The sequence below is a fragment of the Brevibacillus schisleri genome (genome assembly GCF_055685845.1).
Genome location: NZ_JBVNDM010000001.1, coordinates 3,344,174 through 3,364,229 on the forward strand (window position 1 = coordinate 3,344,174; position 20,056 = coordinate 3,364,229).

The window sequence follows — 20,056 nt, forward strand, 5'->3', positions numbered from 1 at the left end:
AGCAGCTTTTCCGGGCATGCTTATTCCTCTGCCATCAAGGTCATGGCAAAGATATGTATATTTGGACAATCGGGCAACTTTATACGCAATATTTTTTTTCGCTGATTCAGTTCGTATTTTTGTACCAACAGCCTCACGGGGAACTCCAAAATTTTGACCTCTCCCCCTTTACGCTGCACGCCTTTTCCTACCCATGCTGTTGTTTCACCAAATATCGGCTCCAAATACCAATCGGTAAATTGGATTGGAATATAGCTAACTTCGTTGTCTTCATACAAGATCTCAATTCTCTCCGCGTAACTTCCGCACTCTGAACATCCTAAGAGCATGATGCTCGAATAATAGCCTTCAGGAACCTTCATGTCTTGCCCAGCACAAGAGATATTATCGTTTATATTCTCGCCAAACGCAGAAAGAGAAAATTTCATCCCTTCTACGTCCCATATCGTCTGATCCGGCAGTTGATCGATCAAAAAATACTCGCCCATCAGAGTCAAATCTGCTCTATAAGCAGGGGAAACCAACTGACTGACCCCTTTATTATTGCAATAATCCGAGATATCAATGTATTTCATCTTTCTGTGCTCAGTAGCCGTTTTCCCATGCTCTGCTTTTTCATCTACCTGATTATTCTGTGGTCGTTCTTCACAAATGGATCGTAGCTTTACGGCAATCGTTTCTTCCAGTTCTGCTACCATTCGTATTTTACTAGCAGCTCGCTGTATCAATTGGTTGTCACTCGATTGATAATATGCTTTGGTAATCATCGATAAGATAGTGCTCCACTGTGCCGCAGCATATGCTAGATCATTGATCAATGGAACTAAGTCATCTACCTGGTACTTTGTTTTCACATATTGCAATGCGGTTGAAAAATGTTTTCTGCCGTTACTAATCGAGTACAATACGGTTAACAAAGGAGACATCCATACCTCCTTTGATCCGTTAAACTCGTCCTCGACAGTAGGCAAGTGCTCCAAAACTTCGGCAAAACTTCTCATCATATCAAATGAATTCGTTTCTTGATTCTGAAAGAGTGTCCGGCTCAATGCTTGCATGATGAGTTGTTTCCATTCAACGCCTTCGATAGCATTTGGAAGTTTTCGGAATAACGCAATCCCTCTGTATTCATGCTTAAAACAATGTTCGATCGGAATCGTTACATTTTTCTTTTCATAAAAGCAATCTACTAGCGTATAGCAATGATTCTCCTGATCCACCCCTACGATTAAACCGGTATGAATGGAATGGTATTTCTGGTAACCATGACTCCACTGACAATAATAGGAATCCAAATCAAAGGCAACCGGCCTAGATTCTTTCAGCTCGCTTTCCACAATAGCGATTGTATCCTGCAAGGACATATTCCCCATAACAATAATTTCGATGCCATGAACTTGCTTCAACAAAGTCAGCATGTCTCCAATGCCTGACGTAATGCTCTGGTATAGCTTCCCTGAATTTTTCCATTGTGATAAGTCGAATGTAAACCCCCACGATTCTAAAAACATAAGTTCATAGTCACGCTTCCACCAAGAAGCGACTGTAACGATGGTGTCCTCTTTGCAATTTCTTGATTCATGATGAAGGGGGGTAATGTCTAGGTCTAAGATTGCGTTCACAATTAATCACCTTTTTTAGTTTATGGGGAACTGTCTTGCCATTTAATTATCCATGGATCACCTCACTCCTTCTTCCTTAAATGTAATTGTTTAGTTAAAAGGTCTCTTCCAACGACTTCCCGTTCTTTCAACCTTTTTTCCTCGAATTCATCATTTGCATCGTTTTCGTCTTGCTGGATTCTTTTCGCCAAACTAGAAATAGTAGGGTTGGCAAAAAGATCGACAATCGGGATTTGTCTATTCAATTCTTCGTCCAATATAGATTTCATGCGTATCAGCGTTAGTGAGGTGGCTCCCAAATCAAAAAAATTATCATGTGTGCTGATCTCCTGGATTCCCAAAAACTCCTCCCAAATTTCCGCTATTCTTTGCTCGAGTTGATTGGACGGCTTTTCATAATCAACCATGGAAGAAGTATTTTTCCGTTTTTTACGTGCGCTTTTGACTGTTACAGCATTTCCTTCAGGACTCCCCTGAAACCGAATCCATTGATCCAGCCGCATTTCCAAATCACCGGGAGAGTGGACAAGATGGTGATAGCGGTCGACTGATAGCACCCGACGAAGAGCTTCGATCCCTTCTTCCGGGGTCATGGCCAGATCACCGATCGATGACTGGTACCCTATCTCGACCTTTTCGTGATTCCGCCAAGCCTCCCAATCAATGGTTTTCCATTTTACGCTGCGTTGCTTATTTCTCTTATTCGTATAGGAATCCATGAAGACATTCGCTGCCGAGTACGCGGCAAAGCCATATCCGCCTAACACAGCTGCCGTCGAAGACATGAGCAGACAGAAATCAAGCGATTTTTGTTCCAAGACTTGGTCGAGTACAAGCAATCCATCTATTTTGGGCTTAAAAATGGTTTGGCAGAGGTCCTCATTTAACTGATCGATCGGATTCAAAAATTGATCCCCCATGTTTGCTGCACAATGGAAGACGCCATGAATACTTCCATGAGTTGCTTCGATCTCAGCAATGATATGGGACATCTGCGGGTAGTCATCGACCTGTCCTCTATAAACTTCTATGGTGGCTCCCAATTGCTCTGCTTCCAACATCTCGCGGATTCTCATGCTCCGCGGGTCATCTTCAGGATGGCTCATCAGCCAGTCTGCCCACTCCTGTTTCAATGGGAACGACCTTTGGATAATCGCAATCGTAGCCTGATACTGTTTGGCCAGATAACTGCCTATAATCCAACCGATCATGCCTGCTCCGCCAGTAATGACATACACGCCGTTTTTTCGAAAAGGATCCGTCTTCGCTTCTGATAGCTTGATCGGTTGATAGCTCGGAACCCATCTCTGGAGATGGCGATAAGCAATCAATCGATCCGAAACCTCGTGTGCAAACTCTTCCACCACCATTTGTGCCATCCGCTTTGCATCTTCCGCAGCTTCAAGCGCAGCGGACTGAATATCTACAGTCAAATGACGAATGTTTTGCAATTCTTGCGGAATGACATGGCCTAACCCAATGAGCGGAGAATACTCCGGGAACAACGTTTCCTGCCCGGTGACGGCTACCGTTTCATTCGTCACAACTGCCAGACGGATGACTCTGTGCCTGTCATAACGCTGTATGCAACGAACGATATACATGATGCTATAAAAACCAGTTTGCTGCGTCTTGTGAAAAGCTAAAACATCCAAAGGTGCGATTGATTTATGCCCTGCACTCCACAAATGGAGTACATGATCGATTTGAATGTTGTTCTCTGTCAGGCTGACAAATAGTTTTTCGTAATCCGAAGAGGAAGTCGGATTCACCGTATAAGCACGTTCGTCGATTGCAAATTCAACGCCCTCATAGATGACGATTGGGATGTGACCAGTAGACGACAGCTCCCGAATGACCTCACAGCTTAACGAATCCCGATTGGCAAACACAAGAAAAGTCTGCTGATCAGCCAGTTTGGCATTGGGAGGCAATACCTTTTGCTGCCAAAGAGGGGCATAAAACCAATCCTCGATGTGCGGCTTTTTTTGCATTATCAATTTTCTGGCGGTTTGCTTGTCGTTCAACTTGTGAAACGGATTACCATCCAACCAATGATATTCGCGCTCAAATGGATAGGTTGGCAAAGATAGTCGATTTCGCTTCTCATATTGGTACAGCTTCATCCAATCAATGGCATGACCTGCTCCCCAAACCTGCCCCAAACGGGTGTACAGGTAATACAAATCGTCTACTTTTTCCTGTGGGTTTCGAATTATATTGAGAATCGTATGTGACGAATCACGTTGAATAAAATAGCGCAGAAGCGCACTTAGGTTCCGGTCAGGTCCCACTTCAATAAAGGTTAGCGCGTCTTCTTGCAAAATTTCTTGCAAGCCGCGAGCAAATCGGATTGGATCAGTCAGTTGTCTCGCCCAGTAGTCTGGGTCTGTTGCCTCCTCGGCAGTAATCCAGTCACCGGTCATGTTGGAAATAAAAGAGATGAGTGGCGGGTGTAACGGAATCTGCTTCATCTCCTCTGCAAATGCTTGCTTGATCGGCTTCATTAAATCGGAGTGAAGCGCATGGGAAGTGTCCAACCGAATACATATTTGCCGCAACGCTTTTAGCTGTTCCTCAAACTGCTCTACCGTTTCCTTGGTTCCCCCCACAACGCACGATGGTCCATTGACGATACATAAGGAGAGATTCGCGGGAAGCAATGGCACCAACTCTGCTTCTGTCATCGGGACACTGAGCATGGCTCCCTCTTCCGTCAGCTTTATGAGCTGCCCTCTTCTAATAATCACGCGAATGGCGTCTTCCAGTGAAAAAACACCTGCCAGGCAGGCGGCGGCAAATTCCCCAAAGCTGTAGCCGATCATATAAGCAGGTTTGACGCCAAGCTCCATCAGATACTTCCCAAGCGCGTATTCAAAAATGAATACGACCAGTTGGCTGATATCGATCTGCTTGATTTTTTGGGTGGCTTGTTCCCAATCTGTTTGCGGAAAAATCCATTCTTTTATGGACACATCCAGGTAACGGTCCAAAATATCAAAGCAGTGATCCAGCTCTTTCTTAAATAATGGCTCGAAACGATATAATCCGAGTCCCATCTCTACATATTGATTGCCCAACCCTGGAAACATGAAGACGATTTTCTTATCTGTCTGATCGATAGCACTGGTAAAAATTTTCCGTGAACGCTTTCCTTTTTCGTTTCCAACCGTTTCTAAAATGTCAGCCAATTCATCGGTGTGGTTGGCAACGACAAAGCGTCTGTGCTCGAAGGCTTTTCTTCCGATCTGAAGGGTAAACGCCAAATCAGCCAATGAGACATCCGGGTTATTGCGGATATAGTCGGACAGATTTTTGCTGGACTGATCCAAAGCACTTTCGCTTTTAGCTGAAATCAGGATGAGCTGAGATCCTCTGCCCTTTGACGACTTTAATAAAGAGGGTGCTTCTTCCAGAATGACATGCGCATTGGTGCCTCCTATCCCGAAGGAGCTCACTCCTGCCCGCAGTGTGTCGCTGACTGTGGATAAATCGATCAGCTTGGAATTAATCACAAAGGGAGAATCGGACAGATCGATTTTTGGATTCAGCTTTTTGAAGTGCAGGGTTGGAGGCAATAATTTATGCTGCAAACTTAGCGTTGCTTTGATAAGGCCCGCTACCCCTGCAGCAACATCGAGATGGCCGATGTTAGATTTTACCGAACCGATCCTACATACCCCTTCACCGCTGCCAAAGGCCGTACGTAACGCTTCCAGTTCAATCGGGTCCCCCAGTATGGTACCTGTGCCGTGTGTCTCTACAAACTGAATGCTCTCAAAATCAACCTCAGCCAGTTGCTGCGCCGTTTGGATCACCTCAACTTGCCCTTCGATACTCGGAGCAGTATAGGCGCTTTTTCGGGTTCCATCGTTATTAATCGCGGAGCCCTTTATCACCGCATAGATATGATCTCCATCGGCAACTGCTTCCTCATATCGTTTCAAAACGACGACTCCCGCCCCATTGCCTGGTACTGATCCTTCGCCATCCTCGTCAAACGGCCTGCAATGTCCATCCGGAGACAAGATCATGCCCTCCTGATACTGATAACCCGACTTCAATGGCAAAGAGACGCTGACACCCCCTGCCAAGGCAATATCGCATTCACCGTTTAACAATGCCTGTGCGGCAAGATGGACAGCCACTAGCGATGTGGAGCAGGCTGTATTGACGGTAATACTCGGTCCTTTTAGATTCAGCCGATGCGAGATTTGCATGGACATAAAATCTTTGTTTGCTAACTGGTTAGCCGAAAATGGTCCGAGCAACTTTGAGCTGTCGGATAAAAAAGAAAGGGACTGCCAATAAAGATTACTGGCAGCTCCCGCATACATTCCGATCAAGCCCGAGTAAGTGTCAGCACAATATCCTGCATCCTCAAGCGCTTCCCAGACACATTCATGAAAAATACGAACTTGTGGGTCCATTACCTCGGCTTCAAGAGGAGAATAGTTAAAAAATGAAGCGTCAAAACGTTCACAGTTCTCCAGGTAGCCTTTTGCCCGAACATAGTCTGGACGAGAAAGCATTTCCGGGTCCATTTCACTATCTGCCAGTTCCTCCTGGGAAAAAAACGTGATCGTTTCTTTACCATTTACCAGATTGCTCCAAAAGCCTTCGATGTCCTGCGCTCCCGGGAATCTTCCCGCCATGCCAATAATGGCAATCTCGAGTCCGTTTAGTTGTTTACTCATCACTATTTATCCCTTTTCTTTTTGATAATCGTTGTGATCTTTTGGCATTACCCTGAAGCAACAACTCTCTACGCCTTGGCTCTGGAATCGATTGCAGACTGTCTGCATTTGTTTTCTGGTTTACATAAGTCAGGAAAGATTCGATGGTTCGATACCTGTACAGATTGGCTATCGAAATGTCTTGATCTATCTTTTCTATCAGCAGCTTATGCAAGTGGATGACACTGAGGGAATTGCCTCCAATCTGGAAGAAGTCATCACGTATGCTGACCTTGTCGATCTGCAATACTTCTTTCCAGAGGAGTGACAATTGTTTTTCCATCTCGGTTTTGGGAAGAACCACTTTCTCTTTTTCCAAGCCCACTTGGATACGTGACAGCGATTTTCTGTCAATTTTTCCGCTGGAGGTATAAGGGAGCGAATCGAGCTGCTGGTAATGGACGGGAACCATGTACACGGGCAAATGCCGTTGCAAATGTGTCTTCAGCTTCCCTGTATCTATCTTGTCCTTGGCGCTAAAATACGTGCACAGTACCTTGCTCTCAGCCTGCGTCCCCTGGCTGAGTACTGCAACTGTTTCGATTTGGTCTGTATAAGCTTGAATAGCCGATTCAATTTCGCCCAATTCGATCCGGAAACCCCGCAGCTTGATTTGTGTATCTTTTCTGCCCAAATAGGCAATGTTCCCGTCTTCTAGCCAGCGGGCTAAATCTCCCGTGAAGTACAGCCGCTCTCCTGGAAGAATCGGCAGCTCCTTGAATTTTTCCGCTGTCAGCTCTGGACGGTTGAGATAGCCTTTCGCCACCTGAACACCTGCTATGCACAGCTCTCCCGGAACGCCAATCGGTGCGAATCTGCCCTCTTCCGTGACGATGTACAAGCGGGTATTCGCCACTGGTTTGCCGATAGGGATGAGTTGGTCTTCTTCTTGAACCTCATAATAGCTGACGTCAATTGAAGCCTCAGTAGGGCCGTACAGATTGTGCAATTCCACTCCCGGCATTTTTCGGAAGAAGCGATCCTTTACTTCGATGCTCAACTCTTCACCGCTGCAGACGCATCGCTTCAATTGGGAAAAGGAAGCTGCTTCCGGCAGCGCATGAAGGAACCCTGCCAGCATGGAAGGCACAAAATGCAACGTCGTAACCTCCTGCTCGCAGATGAGGTTGTAGAGATAGTCGGGATCTTTTTCTCCCCCCGGCTTCGCCAAGCATAATACCCCGCCGATCATGAGCGGGAGAAACAGCTCCCACACGGAAACATCAAACGTATAGGTGGTCTTTTGCAGCACGACCTCCTTGTCGTCCATCCCGTATTGATCGGCCATCCAGCGCAATCGATTTGCCATACCGCCATGGGTCAAAAGGACGCCTTTCGGATTACCTGTGGAGCCCGATGTGTAGAGCACATAGGCCAAATCATCGGGATGAAGCTGTATGCCTGGATTGGTACACTCAAAACCGGCGTATCGGGCTGTATCTTCCAAATCATAGACGGCAATCTCTGTAATTCCCATAGAAGGGACTTTGTCAATCAACTCTGTATGGCTCAGGACGATACGGATTCCACTGTCTTCGAGCAAGTACTGAATTCGCTCTCCTGGAGTAGCGGGATCGATGGGAAGATAAGCACATCCCGCCTTTTCAATGGCGAGCAATCCAATGATCATGGCAAAAGAGCGTTCTGCTATGATGCCCACAATCTGATTTTTCTCGCAACCTTGTTCAAGCAAGAATCGAGCGACCTGATTCGCCCGTTCGTTTAACTCGCGGTATGTCAGGCTCTGCCCTTCCCACACAACTGCACTTTCACGGCCCCGCACACTGGCCTGTTCCTCGATAAGAGCAATGACGCTTTGGCTCCAGTCCTCATTCACCTGCGTTTGGTTGAACCCTTCTCGAAGCAGGTGCTCTTCTTCCACAGAAATCAAACCAATCTTCCTGATTTGTTGGTCAGGGAACTGCAAAATTTCGTCGACGATCTGCTGGAAACGTCTGCCCATGCGCTCAACTGTGGATGCAGTAAACAGCGCAGTCGCGTACTCGATGGCAAATCCTATCTTCCCTTGCTCTTCCCACGTTTGCATCATCAGGTCAAACTTGGCGATGCCGCTGTGGAAGTCATAACGTTGGACATCCAAACCACGGATGATCAATTGGCTGCGATCCCGCTGTTCCCACGTAAACATCGTGTCAAACAGAGGATTGCGGCTGAGATCTCGTTCCTTCTCGATTTGCTGCACAAGCTCCTCAAATGGATAGCTTTGATGCTCAAACGCTTGCAGACAGTGCGCTTTCAGCTCTTGCAGGTAATCAACTACGCGCTTGTCCCCTTCCGGGTAGCTTCTCAGTGCGAGCGTATTAACGAAAGCCCCGACAGTCTCCTCAGTCTCCACACCGAAACGACCAGCAACCGGGGTTCCGATCATGATTTCATTTTGACCACTATATTTGGCCAACAGGATGGAGAAGCAGCCAAACAGCAGCATATACGGCGTCAGTTGCTGCGTACGGCAAAACTCCCGAAGTGCAGCAGCCTTCTCATTCTCCAAGACAAACCAACTAAGCGCTCCAGAGAAATTTTTGATCGAAGGACGACGGTAATCAGTCGGCAAATCAACCGTTTCGTAGCCGTCCCTGTATTGCTGTAACCAGAAATCCGCTTCCTTTTGCCAAAATGCTGTGTCTCTGCTTTGCTGCCAAACGGCGAAGTCTTTGTACTGAATCTTTGGTTCGCCCAAGGTCTGTCCATCGTAATAGGCTAGAAAATCATTCACCAGCCGTTCAATCGACAGCCCGTCGGAAATGATGTGATGCATATCGATCAGCATGACATTGCGTTCTTTTTCTACGCAGACCAGGCGAATTCGCAGCAACGGTGCTTGGTCCAGCGAAAACGGACGAACAAAGCCTTCTAGCGTCTCATCTACACTTGCTCCCAACATCTCCGCATATTCAATGGCAAAAGATGCATCCGGTACGATTTTTTGCACTAGATCTTGTCCGATCAGCTCAAAATACGTCCGCAGCGCTTCATGCCGTTGTAGTAATCCATCGCACGCAGCCTCGAAACGTTCCCGATCCACCATTCCTTGCAGGACGAACACACCCGGGATGTTATATGCCGTACTGCTCTCATCAAATTGCTGTAGAGCATACAGCCTTTTTTGCTGGGATGATACCGGGTAGTACGGCGCTTCCGATACTTTTGGAATCACGACTGCCGTCTGCGGCGTTTTTTGCAGAATGAGCGGCACCAGTTCCCGGATCGTAGGATGCTCGAACACCTCCTGCATCGTCAACTGCACTTGGAAGGCTGCGGAAATCTTTGATTTTAATACAATTGCTGCTAACGAATTGCCTCCCAATTCAAAAAAATGATCTGTGGAGGAAAGGTTCTCAATGTTTAGCGTCTCTTTAAAAATGGAAACCAGAAGCTGTCCTTCTTTCCTCCTAAAGATTTCAGGAGATGGCATTTCTATGTTGTCGCTTACTGTTACTTGCGGCAACGATTTTCTATCGATCTTTCCGCTGGAGGTATAAGGGAGCGCATCGAGCTGTTGGTAATGGACGGGAACCATGTACACCGGCAAATGTCGTTGCAAATATGCCCTCAGCTTGTCTATATCGATCTTGTCCTTGGCGCTAAAATAAGCGCACAGTACCTTGCTCTCAGCCTGCGTCCCTTGGCTGAGTACTGCAACTGTTTCGATTTGGTCTGCATAAGCTTGAATAGCCGATTCAATTTCTCCCAATTCGATCCGGAAGCCCCGCAGCTTGATCTGCGTATCTTTTCTGCCCAAATAGGCAATGTTCCCGTCTTCTAGCCAACGGGCTAAATCTCCCGTGAAGTACAGCCGCTCTCCTGGAAGAATCGGCAGCTCCTTGAATTTTTCCGCTGTCAGCTCTGGACGGTTGAGATAGCCTTTCGCCACTTGGACACCTGCTATGCACAGCTCTCCCGGAACGCCAATCGGCGCAAATCCGCCCTCTTCCGTGACGATGTACAAGCGGGTATTTGCCACTGGCTTGCCGATAGGGATGAGCTGGTCTTCTTCTTGAACCTCATAGTAGCTGACGTCAATGGACGCCTCGGTAGGGCCGTACAGATTGTGCAATTCCACTCCCGGCATTTTTCGGAAGAAGCGATCCTTTACTTCGATGCTCAGCTCTTCACCACTGCAGATGCAGCGCTTCAATCGGGAAAAGGAAGCTGCTTCCGGCAGCGCATGAAGGAACCCTGCGAGCAAGGAAGGCACAAAATGCAGCGTCGTAACCTCCTGCTCGCAGATGAGGTTGTAGAGATAATCGGGATCTTTTTCTCCCCCCGGCTTCGCCAAGCATAATACCCCGCCGATCATGAGCGGGAGAAACAGCTCCCACACGGAAACATCAAACGTATAGGTGGTCTTTTGCAGCACGACCTCCTTGTCATCCATCCCGTATTGATCGGCCATCCAGCGCAATCGGTTTGCCATACCGCCATGGGTTAAAAGGACGCCTTTCGGATTACCTGTGGAGCCCGATGTATAGAGCACATAGGCCAAATCATCGGGATGAAGCTGTATGCCTGGATTGGTACACTCATAACCCGCGTATCGCGCGGCATCTTCCAAATCATAGACGCCTACGCCCGCAGCGTTTGCTATGCCAACAAGTCCCGCATGGCTCAAGACGATGCGGATTCCACTGTCTTCGACCATATACTGGATTCGCTCCGCTGGGGTAGTGGGATCGATGGGCAGATAAGCACATCCCGCCTTTTCAATGGCGAGCAACCCAATGATCATGGCAAAGGAGCGTTCTGCCATGATGCCCACAATCTGATTTTTCTCGCAACCTTGTTCGAGTAAACATCGAGCGACCTGATTCGCCCGTTCGTTCAACTCGCGGTATGTCAGGCTCTGCCCTTCCCACACAACTGCACTTTCATGGCCCCGCACACTGGCCTGTTCCTCGATAAGAGCAATGACGCTTTGGCTCCAGTCCTCATTCACCTGTGTCTGGTTAAACCCTTCACGGAGCAGGTGCTCTTCTTCCGCTGAAATCAAACCAATCTCCCTGATTTGTTGGTCAGGGGACTGCAAAATTTCGTCGACGGTCTGCTGGAAATGTCTTCCCATGCGCTCAACTGTGGATGCAGTAAACAGCGCGGTCGCGTACTCGATGGCAAATCCTAACTCCTCTTGCTCTTCCCACGTTTGCATCATCAGGTCAAACTTGGCGATGCCGCTGTGGAAGTCATAACGGTTCACATCTACTCCATGGATAATCAATTGGCTGCGATCCCGCTGTTCCCACGTAAACATCGTGTCAAACAGAGGATTACGACTGAGATCTCGTTCCTTCTCGATTTGTTGCACAAGCTCTTCAAAAGGATAGCATTGATGCTCAAATGCTTGCAGGCAGTACGCTTTCAGCTCTTGCAGGTAATCAACTACGCGCTTGCCCCCTTCTGGGTAGCTTCTCAGTGCGAGTGTATTAACAAAAGCCCCGACAGTCTCCTCAGTCTCCACACCGAAACGACCGGCAACCGGGGTTCCGATCAGGATTTCATTTTGACCACTGTATTTGGCCAGCAGGATGGAGAAGCAGCCAAACAGCAGCATAAACGGCGTTAGTTGTTGCGTGCGGCAAAACTCTCGGAGTGCAGCAGCCTTCTCATCCGCCAAAACAAACCGACTAATCGACCCGGCAAAATTTTTGATCGAAGGACGCCGGTAATCGGTCGGCAAATCAAGTGTTTCGTAGCCGTCCTTATATTGCTGTAACCAAAAATCTGCTTCCTTTTGCCAAAATGCTGTGTCCCTGCTTTGCTGCCATACAGCGAAGTCTTTGTATTGAATCTTTGGGTCCCCCAAGATCTGCCCATCGTAATAGGCCAGAAAATCACTAACCAGCCGTTCACTCGACAGTCCGTCAGAAATGATGTGATGCATATCGATCAGCATGACATGGCGTTCTTTTTCTACGCAGACCAGGCGAATTCGCAGCAACGGTGCTTGGTCCAGTGCGAACGGGCGACTGAAGCCCTCCAATGTCTCCTCTACACTTGTCCCCGGCATCTCCACATATTCAATCGCAAAAGAGGCTTCTGGAACGATTTTTTGCACCAGATCTTGTCCGATCAGCTCAAAACACGTCCGCAGAGCTTCATGCCGTTGCAGCAATCCATCGCATGCAGCCTGCAATCGTTCCCGATCGACTATTCCATGCAGGAGGAACACACCCGGGATGTTGTATGCTGTACTGTTCTCATCAAATTGCTGTAGGGCATACAGCCTTTTTTGCTGGGATGATACCGGGTAGTGCGGCGCTTCCTTTGCTTTGGGGATCACGACTGCCGTCTGCGGCGTTTTTTGCATGATTAGCGGCACCAGTTCCCGGATCGTAGGATGCTCGAATACCTCTTGCATCGTCAAATGCACTTGAAACGTATCTGTCATTTTGGAGACAAGTGAAATGACTTTAAGCGAATCAAATCCTGATTCAAACAGATCATCATCTTCCCCAACATGAGGTCCTCCGATGATTTCGGATACTACCTGAGAAACGATGGCTCCTTCTTTCGTTGTAAACTTGTGCACGGCTTGAATCGAAACGGGGTCTTGTCCAAGCAACGGCTTCTCGTTGGCACTCACCCGCTTGCCGTGGCTGCTTGTGTCGAAACGGAAATTGTTTATCCAGTAACGCTTTTTTTCAAACGGGTATCCTGGCAGAGAAACTCTCCTACGCTTTTCTTCTCCGTAAAACCGTTTCCAGTCAATGTCGATTCCATATAACCATAATTGTGCAACTGTCTTTAAAAAGAATTCATCATCCGCTACTTTCATTTGCTCAACTCGAATCGTATCGAGAATCTGTTGATTGCGCTCAGGATACAAAAACCTCTTCGCAAGCGTGCACAGATTTCGTCCCGGCCCTATCTCGATAAACAAGGTATGATCATGCATTGCCAGCTTCTTAATCCCTTCCACAAAACGAACAGGTTCGCGCAAATGACGAAGCCAATATTCGGGATCGACAGCTTCCTCAGGTGTGATTGCATTACCTGTCAAACTGGAGAAAAACGGAATAACAGGTGGATGGTACGAAATGCTGCGAACGTATTCACTTAGGTCTGCCATCATGAAATCCAGCGTCTTGGAATGGCCGGCATGCGAAATAGCAAGCCGCATGCTTATGATCTTGTTTTGCTTCAGCGAAGATTGGAATTTGGCAATATCCTCCTTGCTCCCGGAGACAACACAAGACTCATCGTTCACTGCTGCGATCGACAGTTTATTTGGAAGCATGCCCAGCAATTCCAATTCCGGCAACGGCACCGTTAGCATAGTCCCTTCAGGAAGTCCCTCCATCAGCCGTCCCCTGTGATAGGTTAAAAACAGGGCGTCTTCCAGCGAGAAAACTCCAGCTAGGCACGCTGCCACATACTCCCCTATGCTGTATCCGATCATGCTCAGAGGAGTTATATGCCACTCCATCAGCATCAAAGCCATAGAATACTCAACGGCAAAGTGAAGAGGCTGGGAAATGCTCTGTCTATGAATATCCGTTCCTGTTTGGTTGTCAGCCTTTTCTGGATACAGATAGTCTTGATACCGGACACCAGAGATTTTTTGCAAAATCGTGAAGCATTCATCCAACTTCTCTCGAAAAATCGTCTCGTGTCGGTAAAGATCCAGGGCCATGTTCACGTATTCCGCGCCTTGACCCGTAAACATAAATACAATGGAAGGCGTTTGTTCGGAAGCCACGAAATCCAATGACTTTCGTGAGTCCTTCTCCGTTAATATTTCAATAGCCTGTCTCACTTCCGAACAAAGGAATACAGAGCGGTGCGAAAAACGCTTCCGTCCTACCTTCAACGTGTAAGCTGCATCGGCTAAATGAATGTTGTGGTTGCGCTGGAAATTCTCTCGAATCTGCCCTTTTATCTTCTTCAACGCCGTATCGTTTTCCGCGGATAACGTTATGATTTGGAATCGTCTTTTCGTCGGCGTCTTTATAACGGGCGGAGCTTCTTCCAGAATCACATGGGCGTTGCTCCCGCCCTGTCCAAAGGAACTCACACCAGCCCGAAGTGGGAACAAATCTTCCCTTCGCAAGTCACGAAGTTGCGTGTGCGGGTAAAAAGGAGAATTCTGAAAATCGATTTGCGGATTGACCTCATCAAAATTGATTGTAGGCGGAATCATCCGGTTCTTCAGCGACAAGGATGTTTTCATTAAACCCGCAATCCCTGCCGCTGCTTCCAAATGTCCGATATTCGTCTTGACGGAGCCAATTCCGCAATAGTTTTTCTTATCCGTATCAAAGGCCATTTTGAGTCCTTCGATTTCAACGGGATCACCCAAAATCGTTCCAGTCCCATGAGCTTCAATATAATGGAGCTGTGTAGACCCGAGTCCGGAGCGTTGGATTGCTTTCTGGATGACAGCTGCTTGTCCTTCAACACTCGGGGCGGAGTACCCCACTTTACGGTTTCCATCATTATTTACCGCAGAAGACTTCACAACCGAATAGATATGATCCCCATCTGCAAGTGCATCCTTCAATCGTTTTAATACGACAAGCCCCACGCCATTTCCGGTCACCGTGCCTGATGCTTTTTTATCAAAGGCTCTGCAATGTCCATCCCTTGATAAAATCATTCCCTCCTGGTGGATATACCCCATCTCGTCCAGCAAAGAAACTGTAGCCGCTCCTGCTATTGCTATGTCACACTCTCCAAAAAGCAAATCTTTGTAGGCACGATCGACGGCAATCAGCGAAGTGGAGCAAGCTGCTTGGACCGTGATAGCTGGACCCCTCAAATTCATGCGATACGCAATCAGTGTTGCAAATGAATTGCTGTTAACATGATAAATTTGAAATTGATCGGAGGCATAAAGAGACGGTGAAAACTTTTCGGGAACCCAGTATATATTGTAGGAGGAGCCGACATATAGACCGATGGGGCCTGGGTAAGCTTCAGGTTCATATCCTGCATCTTCCAAGGCATGCCAAGCACACTCATGAAGCAAGCGAATTTGTGGGTCCATCTGCTTGGCCTCTGTAACCGTATATCCAAAGAAATCTGCATCAAAACAATCGATATCCTCCAGTTTCCCCTTTGCTTTAACAAAATGGGGGTTGTTCAACAACTCGCGATCGATGCCGAATGCCTGCATTTCTTCATCCGTATAAAACTTGATTGTTTCCGTTCCGTTCACCAAGTTGCTCCAAAACTGCTCTTTGTCAGCCGCTCCTGGAAATCGGCCAGCCATCCCAATGATGGCAACATCCGTGTCTTGAATGTCTATGGCTTGAAGCGGGACGATTTTAGGCTTTTTATCTTTTGTATGGGTAGTCATGCTGTGAACCTTGGTTTTCGCATGGAAGTATTTTGCGAAATCATAAATCGTCGGATAGGTGAAAATAGTCTGTATCGAAACTTCCGTATTGAATTCGGCTTTCAATTCATTACACAAATAAATGACTTTGATCGAGTCGCCTCCGACATCAAAGAATCGGTCGTGTATGCCCACTCGCTCGATTTTCAGTACTTTTTTCCATATCTGAGCAATCTTTGTTTCCAGCTCGCTCCTTGGTTCAACTGTCTTTTCCGAAACATTCAATGGATTTTTTTGGAGCTGTACCAAAGCTTTTCGATCCACTTTCAAATTGCTGGTGTACGGAATTGCTTGTATACGGTAGTAAAAAGACGGAATGGCGTAATAAGACAGCTTGTCCTTTAGAAAATCTTTACAATCTGCCCAGTTGAAATCGCCATCGATGACCATATACGCAGCCAGAGCCGAATCATTCTTTTCTTTTATCTCTATGACAACGGCATCTTTTACTGACGGAAATTTTTTCAGGGTGCTTTCAACCTCGGCAATTTCTATGCGATGTCCCCTGATTTTGACCTGATCGTCTTTTCGTCCAACAAACTGCAACGTTCCATCTGGCAGCCAATAGGCATAATCACCCGTAGAATATAATTTTTCGCCTGGTTGAAATGGATGAGGTATAAATTTTTCCTCAGTGAGTAGAGGCTGGTTTAAGTATCCCTTCGCCACTCCTTTTCCTGAGATGCACAGTTCACCCGGGTACCCGAGCGGGCGCAATGTCCTCTCTTTCGACAAGAGATAGATTCCCGTATTGGCAATAGGTTTTCCGATGGCAATCGATTCATCAAGCAGGTGGACAGTAGACCACACAGTCGTTTCAGTCGGGCCATAGACATTGTAAATCGGCTGCTTAGTTATTTCGCGCAAAGATTGATATAAATGTTCCGGCAGTCCTTCTCCGCCGATCAATATCTTTTTCAATTGCTGCAGGCTGTTAGCACGTGATGAATTCACAAGCATTTTCATCCGAGATGGAGTCGCTTGGAGAATCGTAACCGAATTGGCTTCGATCAATCGCATTATTTCATCTGGGTCCTTTAGCGCAATATCGTTCGCCAATACGATTTTCATTCCAAGACATAGCGGCGCCAATGATTCCAGGACAAAAATATCAAAAGAATAAGTAGTGAGAGCGAGTATGGCATGATCAGGCTCAAAACCGATCTCTTTTTCCATTCCGTAGATGAAATTCACGACGTTTTCGTGTGTGATCATCACACCCTTGGGAACCCCTGTCGATCCGGATGTATAAATCACATAAGCCAGATCACCCGACGAAGGCGGAGCAATTGTCACTTCCCGCGCGCGTTGCTGTATGTCTTGCAAGCCATAATACCCTTCGCTCTCTGTATGATCCATGCACACAACGGTTTGGAAAGCTGGACACTTCGCTTGAAGAGCAGCTAGTATATCGCCGTATTTCTGCTCGGAAATCACTACTTTTACATGCCCGTCGTCAAGCATCGTCGAGCAACGTTCGAGTGGCAGCATCGGATCAATTGGCACATAGGCGCCGCCGGCTTTTAATATTCCGAGCATGGCGATTAACAGTTCTGGCCTCCTGTCCATGAACAGACCCACGCACTGGTTGGAGTGAATGTCCACATCCCGTAATAAAATTGCCAACTGATTCGCTTGCTCATTGATTTGCCGATACGTGAAGCATTGGTCTTGGTATATAAGTGCAATACGATCCGGTGTTTTACATACCTGCTCTTCAAATAACTGTGAGATGCTTTTCTCGGATGGCACCCACACTTTTGTATCATTCCACTCATACAGCAGCTTCTGTTTTTCTTCGGGAAAGAGAAAGTCAACAGCGCGAATGCTTGCAAGCGGCTGTTCTACAAGCCAAGAAAGTATCGTCTGATAGCGCGCACATAGTTCCTCTACGAATGTCTCGCTATAGATGCGATTGTCATAGTCGACAACAAACTGAATCGAATTCCACAGCGTGATAAAGATCGTGAGCGGATAATTGGTTTCTTCTCTATATGAAAAGGAATCAATAACAATATTCCGATTATTCGAATGATGTTGAAGCGGATAATTTTCAATGACAAGAATTGCATCAAATAGCTCTTTTTCAAACGGCAACGCACTGTATTTTTTTATATCCCGCAATGGGGTAGAACTAAAGTGTTTTCGAGCATTCATGGAGGCAAACACCTTTTCCAAAAATGCCTGGAGAGATTCATCTGGATCGATCGCCATTCTAAGTGGCAACGTATTGATAAATAAACCCACCATCTCACCGATTCCCTCGAGAGACTCTTCCCTCCCTGAGATGGTCGTTCCAAAAACTACATCTTTGCTGTCTGTATAAAAATAGTGCAGCAACGCCCAAGCCCCATACAGATAACAACTAACTGAGTGCTTTCCTTGGCGCTTGATTTCATCGTGTAGTGACTGAGGTAGTTCCAGACGGATCTGCTTTTTCCCCTCATCATCCTGACTGCTAGCGCGATTCGCTGGAATGATCTCCTGAAGCCAGACCGGATTTACGTCTTGCAGATATGTGGTCCAGAAGCTTTCTTGCTCAGTTTTGTCTTTTTTCTGGATCCATTTGATATAGTCTTTACCTTTCCTTTTCGAGGGAACGGACAGCTGACGCTGATCCAGCAGTTGTTGGTACGCCTCTATAAATTCAGACAAAAGGATGCCCGTACTCCATCCGTCAAACAGAATATGGTGATGACTCATGATCAGTTGAAAGTCTTCGTCACCCAATTTGTACAGGCTGATTCGAAACGCACCTTCCCTCAAATCAAACTTGTTTTCTCGATCCTCGTCCAGTATTTTTGCCACAAATGCGTTACGGTCCTCTCGCGTCTGTTCCGATACATCAATGACTCGTAGAAAGTCTTGTACCTCTTTTACGATGATGAGAAGAGGCTCTTTTACCCCTTCCCATCGAAAAACGGCACGTAGCATCTCGTTTACTGAGACGACGTGCTGCCAAGCCTGTTGAAAAGCAGTAACATTTACATCTGAGGAAATATGCAAGCTGATTTGTTCGAAATATAGCGAGCTGTCTGGTTCTTTTAAGTAATGAAACAGCATTCCTTCTTGCATCGGACTAAGAGAAATGATGTCGCTGACTTGATTGGCATCTAATTTTTTCATAGTTCCGTAACCCTCTTAGGCTGATAATGTCTATTTGCAGCATGCATCGCAATGATTTGCTGCTGAATTTGAGAAGACCCTTCAATGATCTCCAGTACTTTCGCCTCTCGAAAAAGCCGTTCTACCGGATAGAGGTTGCAGCAACCATTAGCGCCGAGGACTTGAACTGCATCGGAGGCAACCTTGTTGGCCACCACTGACGAAAAGTATTTCGCCATTGTCGTTTGTACGATCGCATCAGGGTGATTATCCGCACGCATCCGAGCAGCCTCCTTGCATAGCGAACGGGCAGCATGAACGTTCGTAGTCGCGTCTCCAATGATGCCTTTGATTAGTTGAAAGTTAAAGATTTTCTCTCCGGATTGGGTTCTTTTTCTCGCGTACGTAACCATTACTTCCAACGCCTCCTGTGCCAACCCGACGCCCATCCAGGCGACATTAAATCTTCCTTGATCCAGAGCGAAGTTGGCAACACCCGTGAAGCCCATTCCTTCCTTGCCGATCAGCCTCTCGCTGCCCACTTCTACGTTCGTCAATTCAATATCCGCAAGCTGTGAAGCTGCACAAGAGAGCAGCCCCTGTATCTTTTGAACGCGAACTCCCTCTTGTTCACGGTCGACGATAAAGGCACTGATGCCATTCCCCGATGAGTCCGACGCTATGACAATAAAAAAGTCGGCAATCTCTCCGAACGATATCCATTTCTTGCGCCCCGTTATCCGATATTTGTCGCCTACTTTTTCGTAAGAGGTTTGCACATCCTTCGCACCGCTTCCCACGCCCGGCTCAGTCAACGCAAAAGCACCGATCTTCTCCCCGCTCGCGATGGGAAGAACGTACTGTTTTTTTTGGTACTCGGTCCCCCAGCGGATGAGTGTTTCGCCTACCAATCCGGTTGTAACCGTGAGGAGCATCGCAGCAGACAAAGCGCCTTTGCCAATCTCTTCAACCATACTCCCATATTCAAGCGGGTGCAGCTGCAAGCCCCCATATTGCTCAGAAAAGCTTGCAGCCAAATATCGTTTGTTCCCCATTTTTTTGATTAGTTCCCTTGGGAGTGCTTGTTGCTTTTCAAAATCAGTAGCATATGGCCTAATTTCTTCGTCTGCAAATTGTCTTACTTCTTCAAGAATGCTATGCGGGCTTGTTATCTTCATTTTCATTCAATCCCCATCATATAAAATGTGATTATGACTGAGTCTAATTCCGCATCCTTT

At 47.0% G+C, this 20,056-nt stretch carries 4 protein-coding genes; all 4 read right to left on the bottom strand.

All coding sequences use genetic code 11. From position 1 onward, the window contains the following. Window positions 1-20: 20 nt before the first annotated feature. Window positions 21-1,622 carry a hypothetical protein gene (locus tag ACUUHJ_RS16000; protein WP_472299331.1) on the bottom strand — a complete coding sequence of 534 codons (1,602 nt, stop codon included), beginning with the start codon at window positions 1,620-1,622 and terminating at the stop codon, window positions 21-23. Between the two features lie 62 nt (window positions 1,623-1,684). Next, window positions 1,685-6,319 carry a beta-ketoacyl synthase N-terminal-like domain-containing protein gene (locus tag ACUUHJ_RS16005; RefSeq protein ID WP_472299332.1) on the bottom strand — a complete coding sequence of 1,545 codons (4,635 nt, stop codon included), beginning with the start codon at window positions 6,317-6,319 and terminating at the stop codon, window positions 1,685-1,687. Beyond that, window positions 6,312-18,839 carry an amino acid adenylation domain-containing protein gene (locus ACUUHJ_RS16010; protein ID WP_472299333.1) on the bottom strand — a complete coding sequence of 4,176 codons (12,528 nt, stop codon included), beginning with the start codon at window positions 18,837-18,839 and terminating at the stop codon, window positions 6,312-6,314. Before ACUUHJ_RS16010 ends, ACUUHJ_RS16005 begins: the two co-directional genes overlap by 8 nt. Next, window positions 18,836-19,996, bottom strand: coding sequence for an acyl-CoA dehydrogenase family protein (locus ACUUHJ_RS16015; protein ID WP_472301203.1), 1,161 nt, complete (start codon window positions 19,994-19,996; stop codon window positions 18,836-18,838). The genes ACUUHJ_RS16010 and ACUUHJ_RS16015 overlap by 4 nt, the downstream gene beginning before the upstream one ends. Window positions 19,997-20,056 lie beyond the last annotated feature (60 nt).

Excerpts from the sequence above, each read along its gene's own strand:
- ACUUHJ_RS16005 (WP_472299332.1), bottom strand. The coding sequence starts at position 6,319 with ATGAGTAAACAACTAAACGGACTCGAGATTGCCATTATTGGCATGGCG.
- ACUUHJ_RS16010 (WP_472299333.1), bottom strand. The coding sequence starts at position 18,839 with ATGAAAAAATTAGATGCCAATCAAGTCAGCGACATCATTTCTCTTAGT.
- ACUUHJ_RS16015 (WP_472301203.1), bottom strand. The coding sequence starts at position 19,996 with ATGAAGATAACAAGCCCGCATAGCATTCTTGAAGAAGTAAGACAATTT.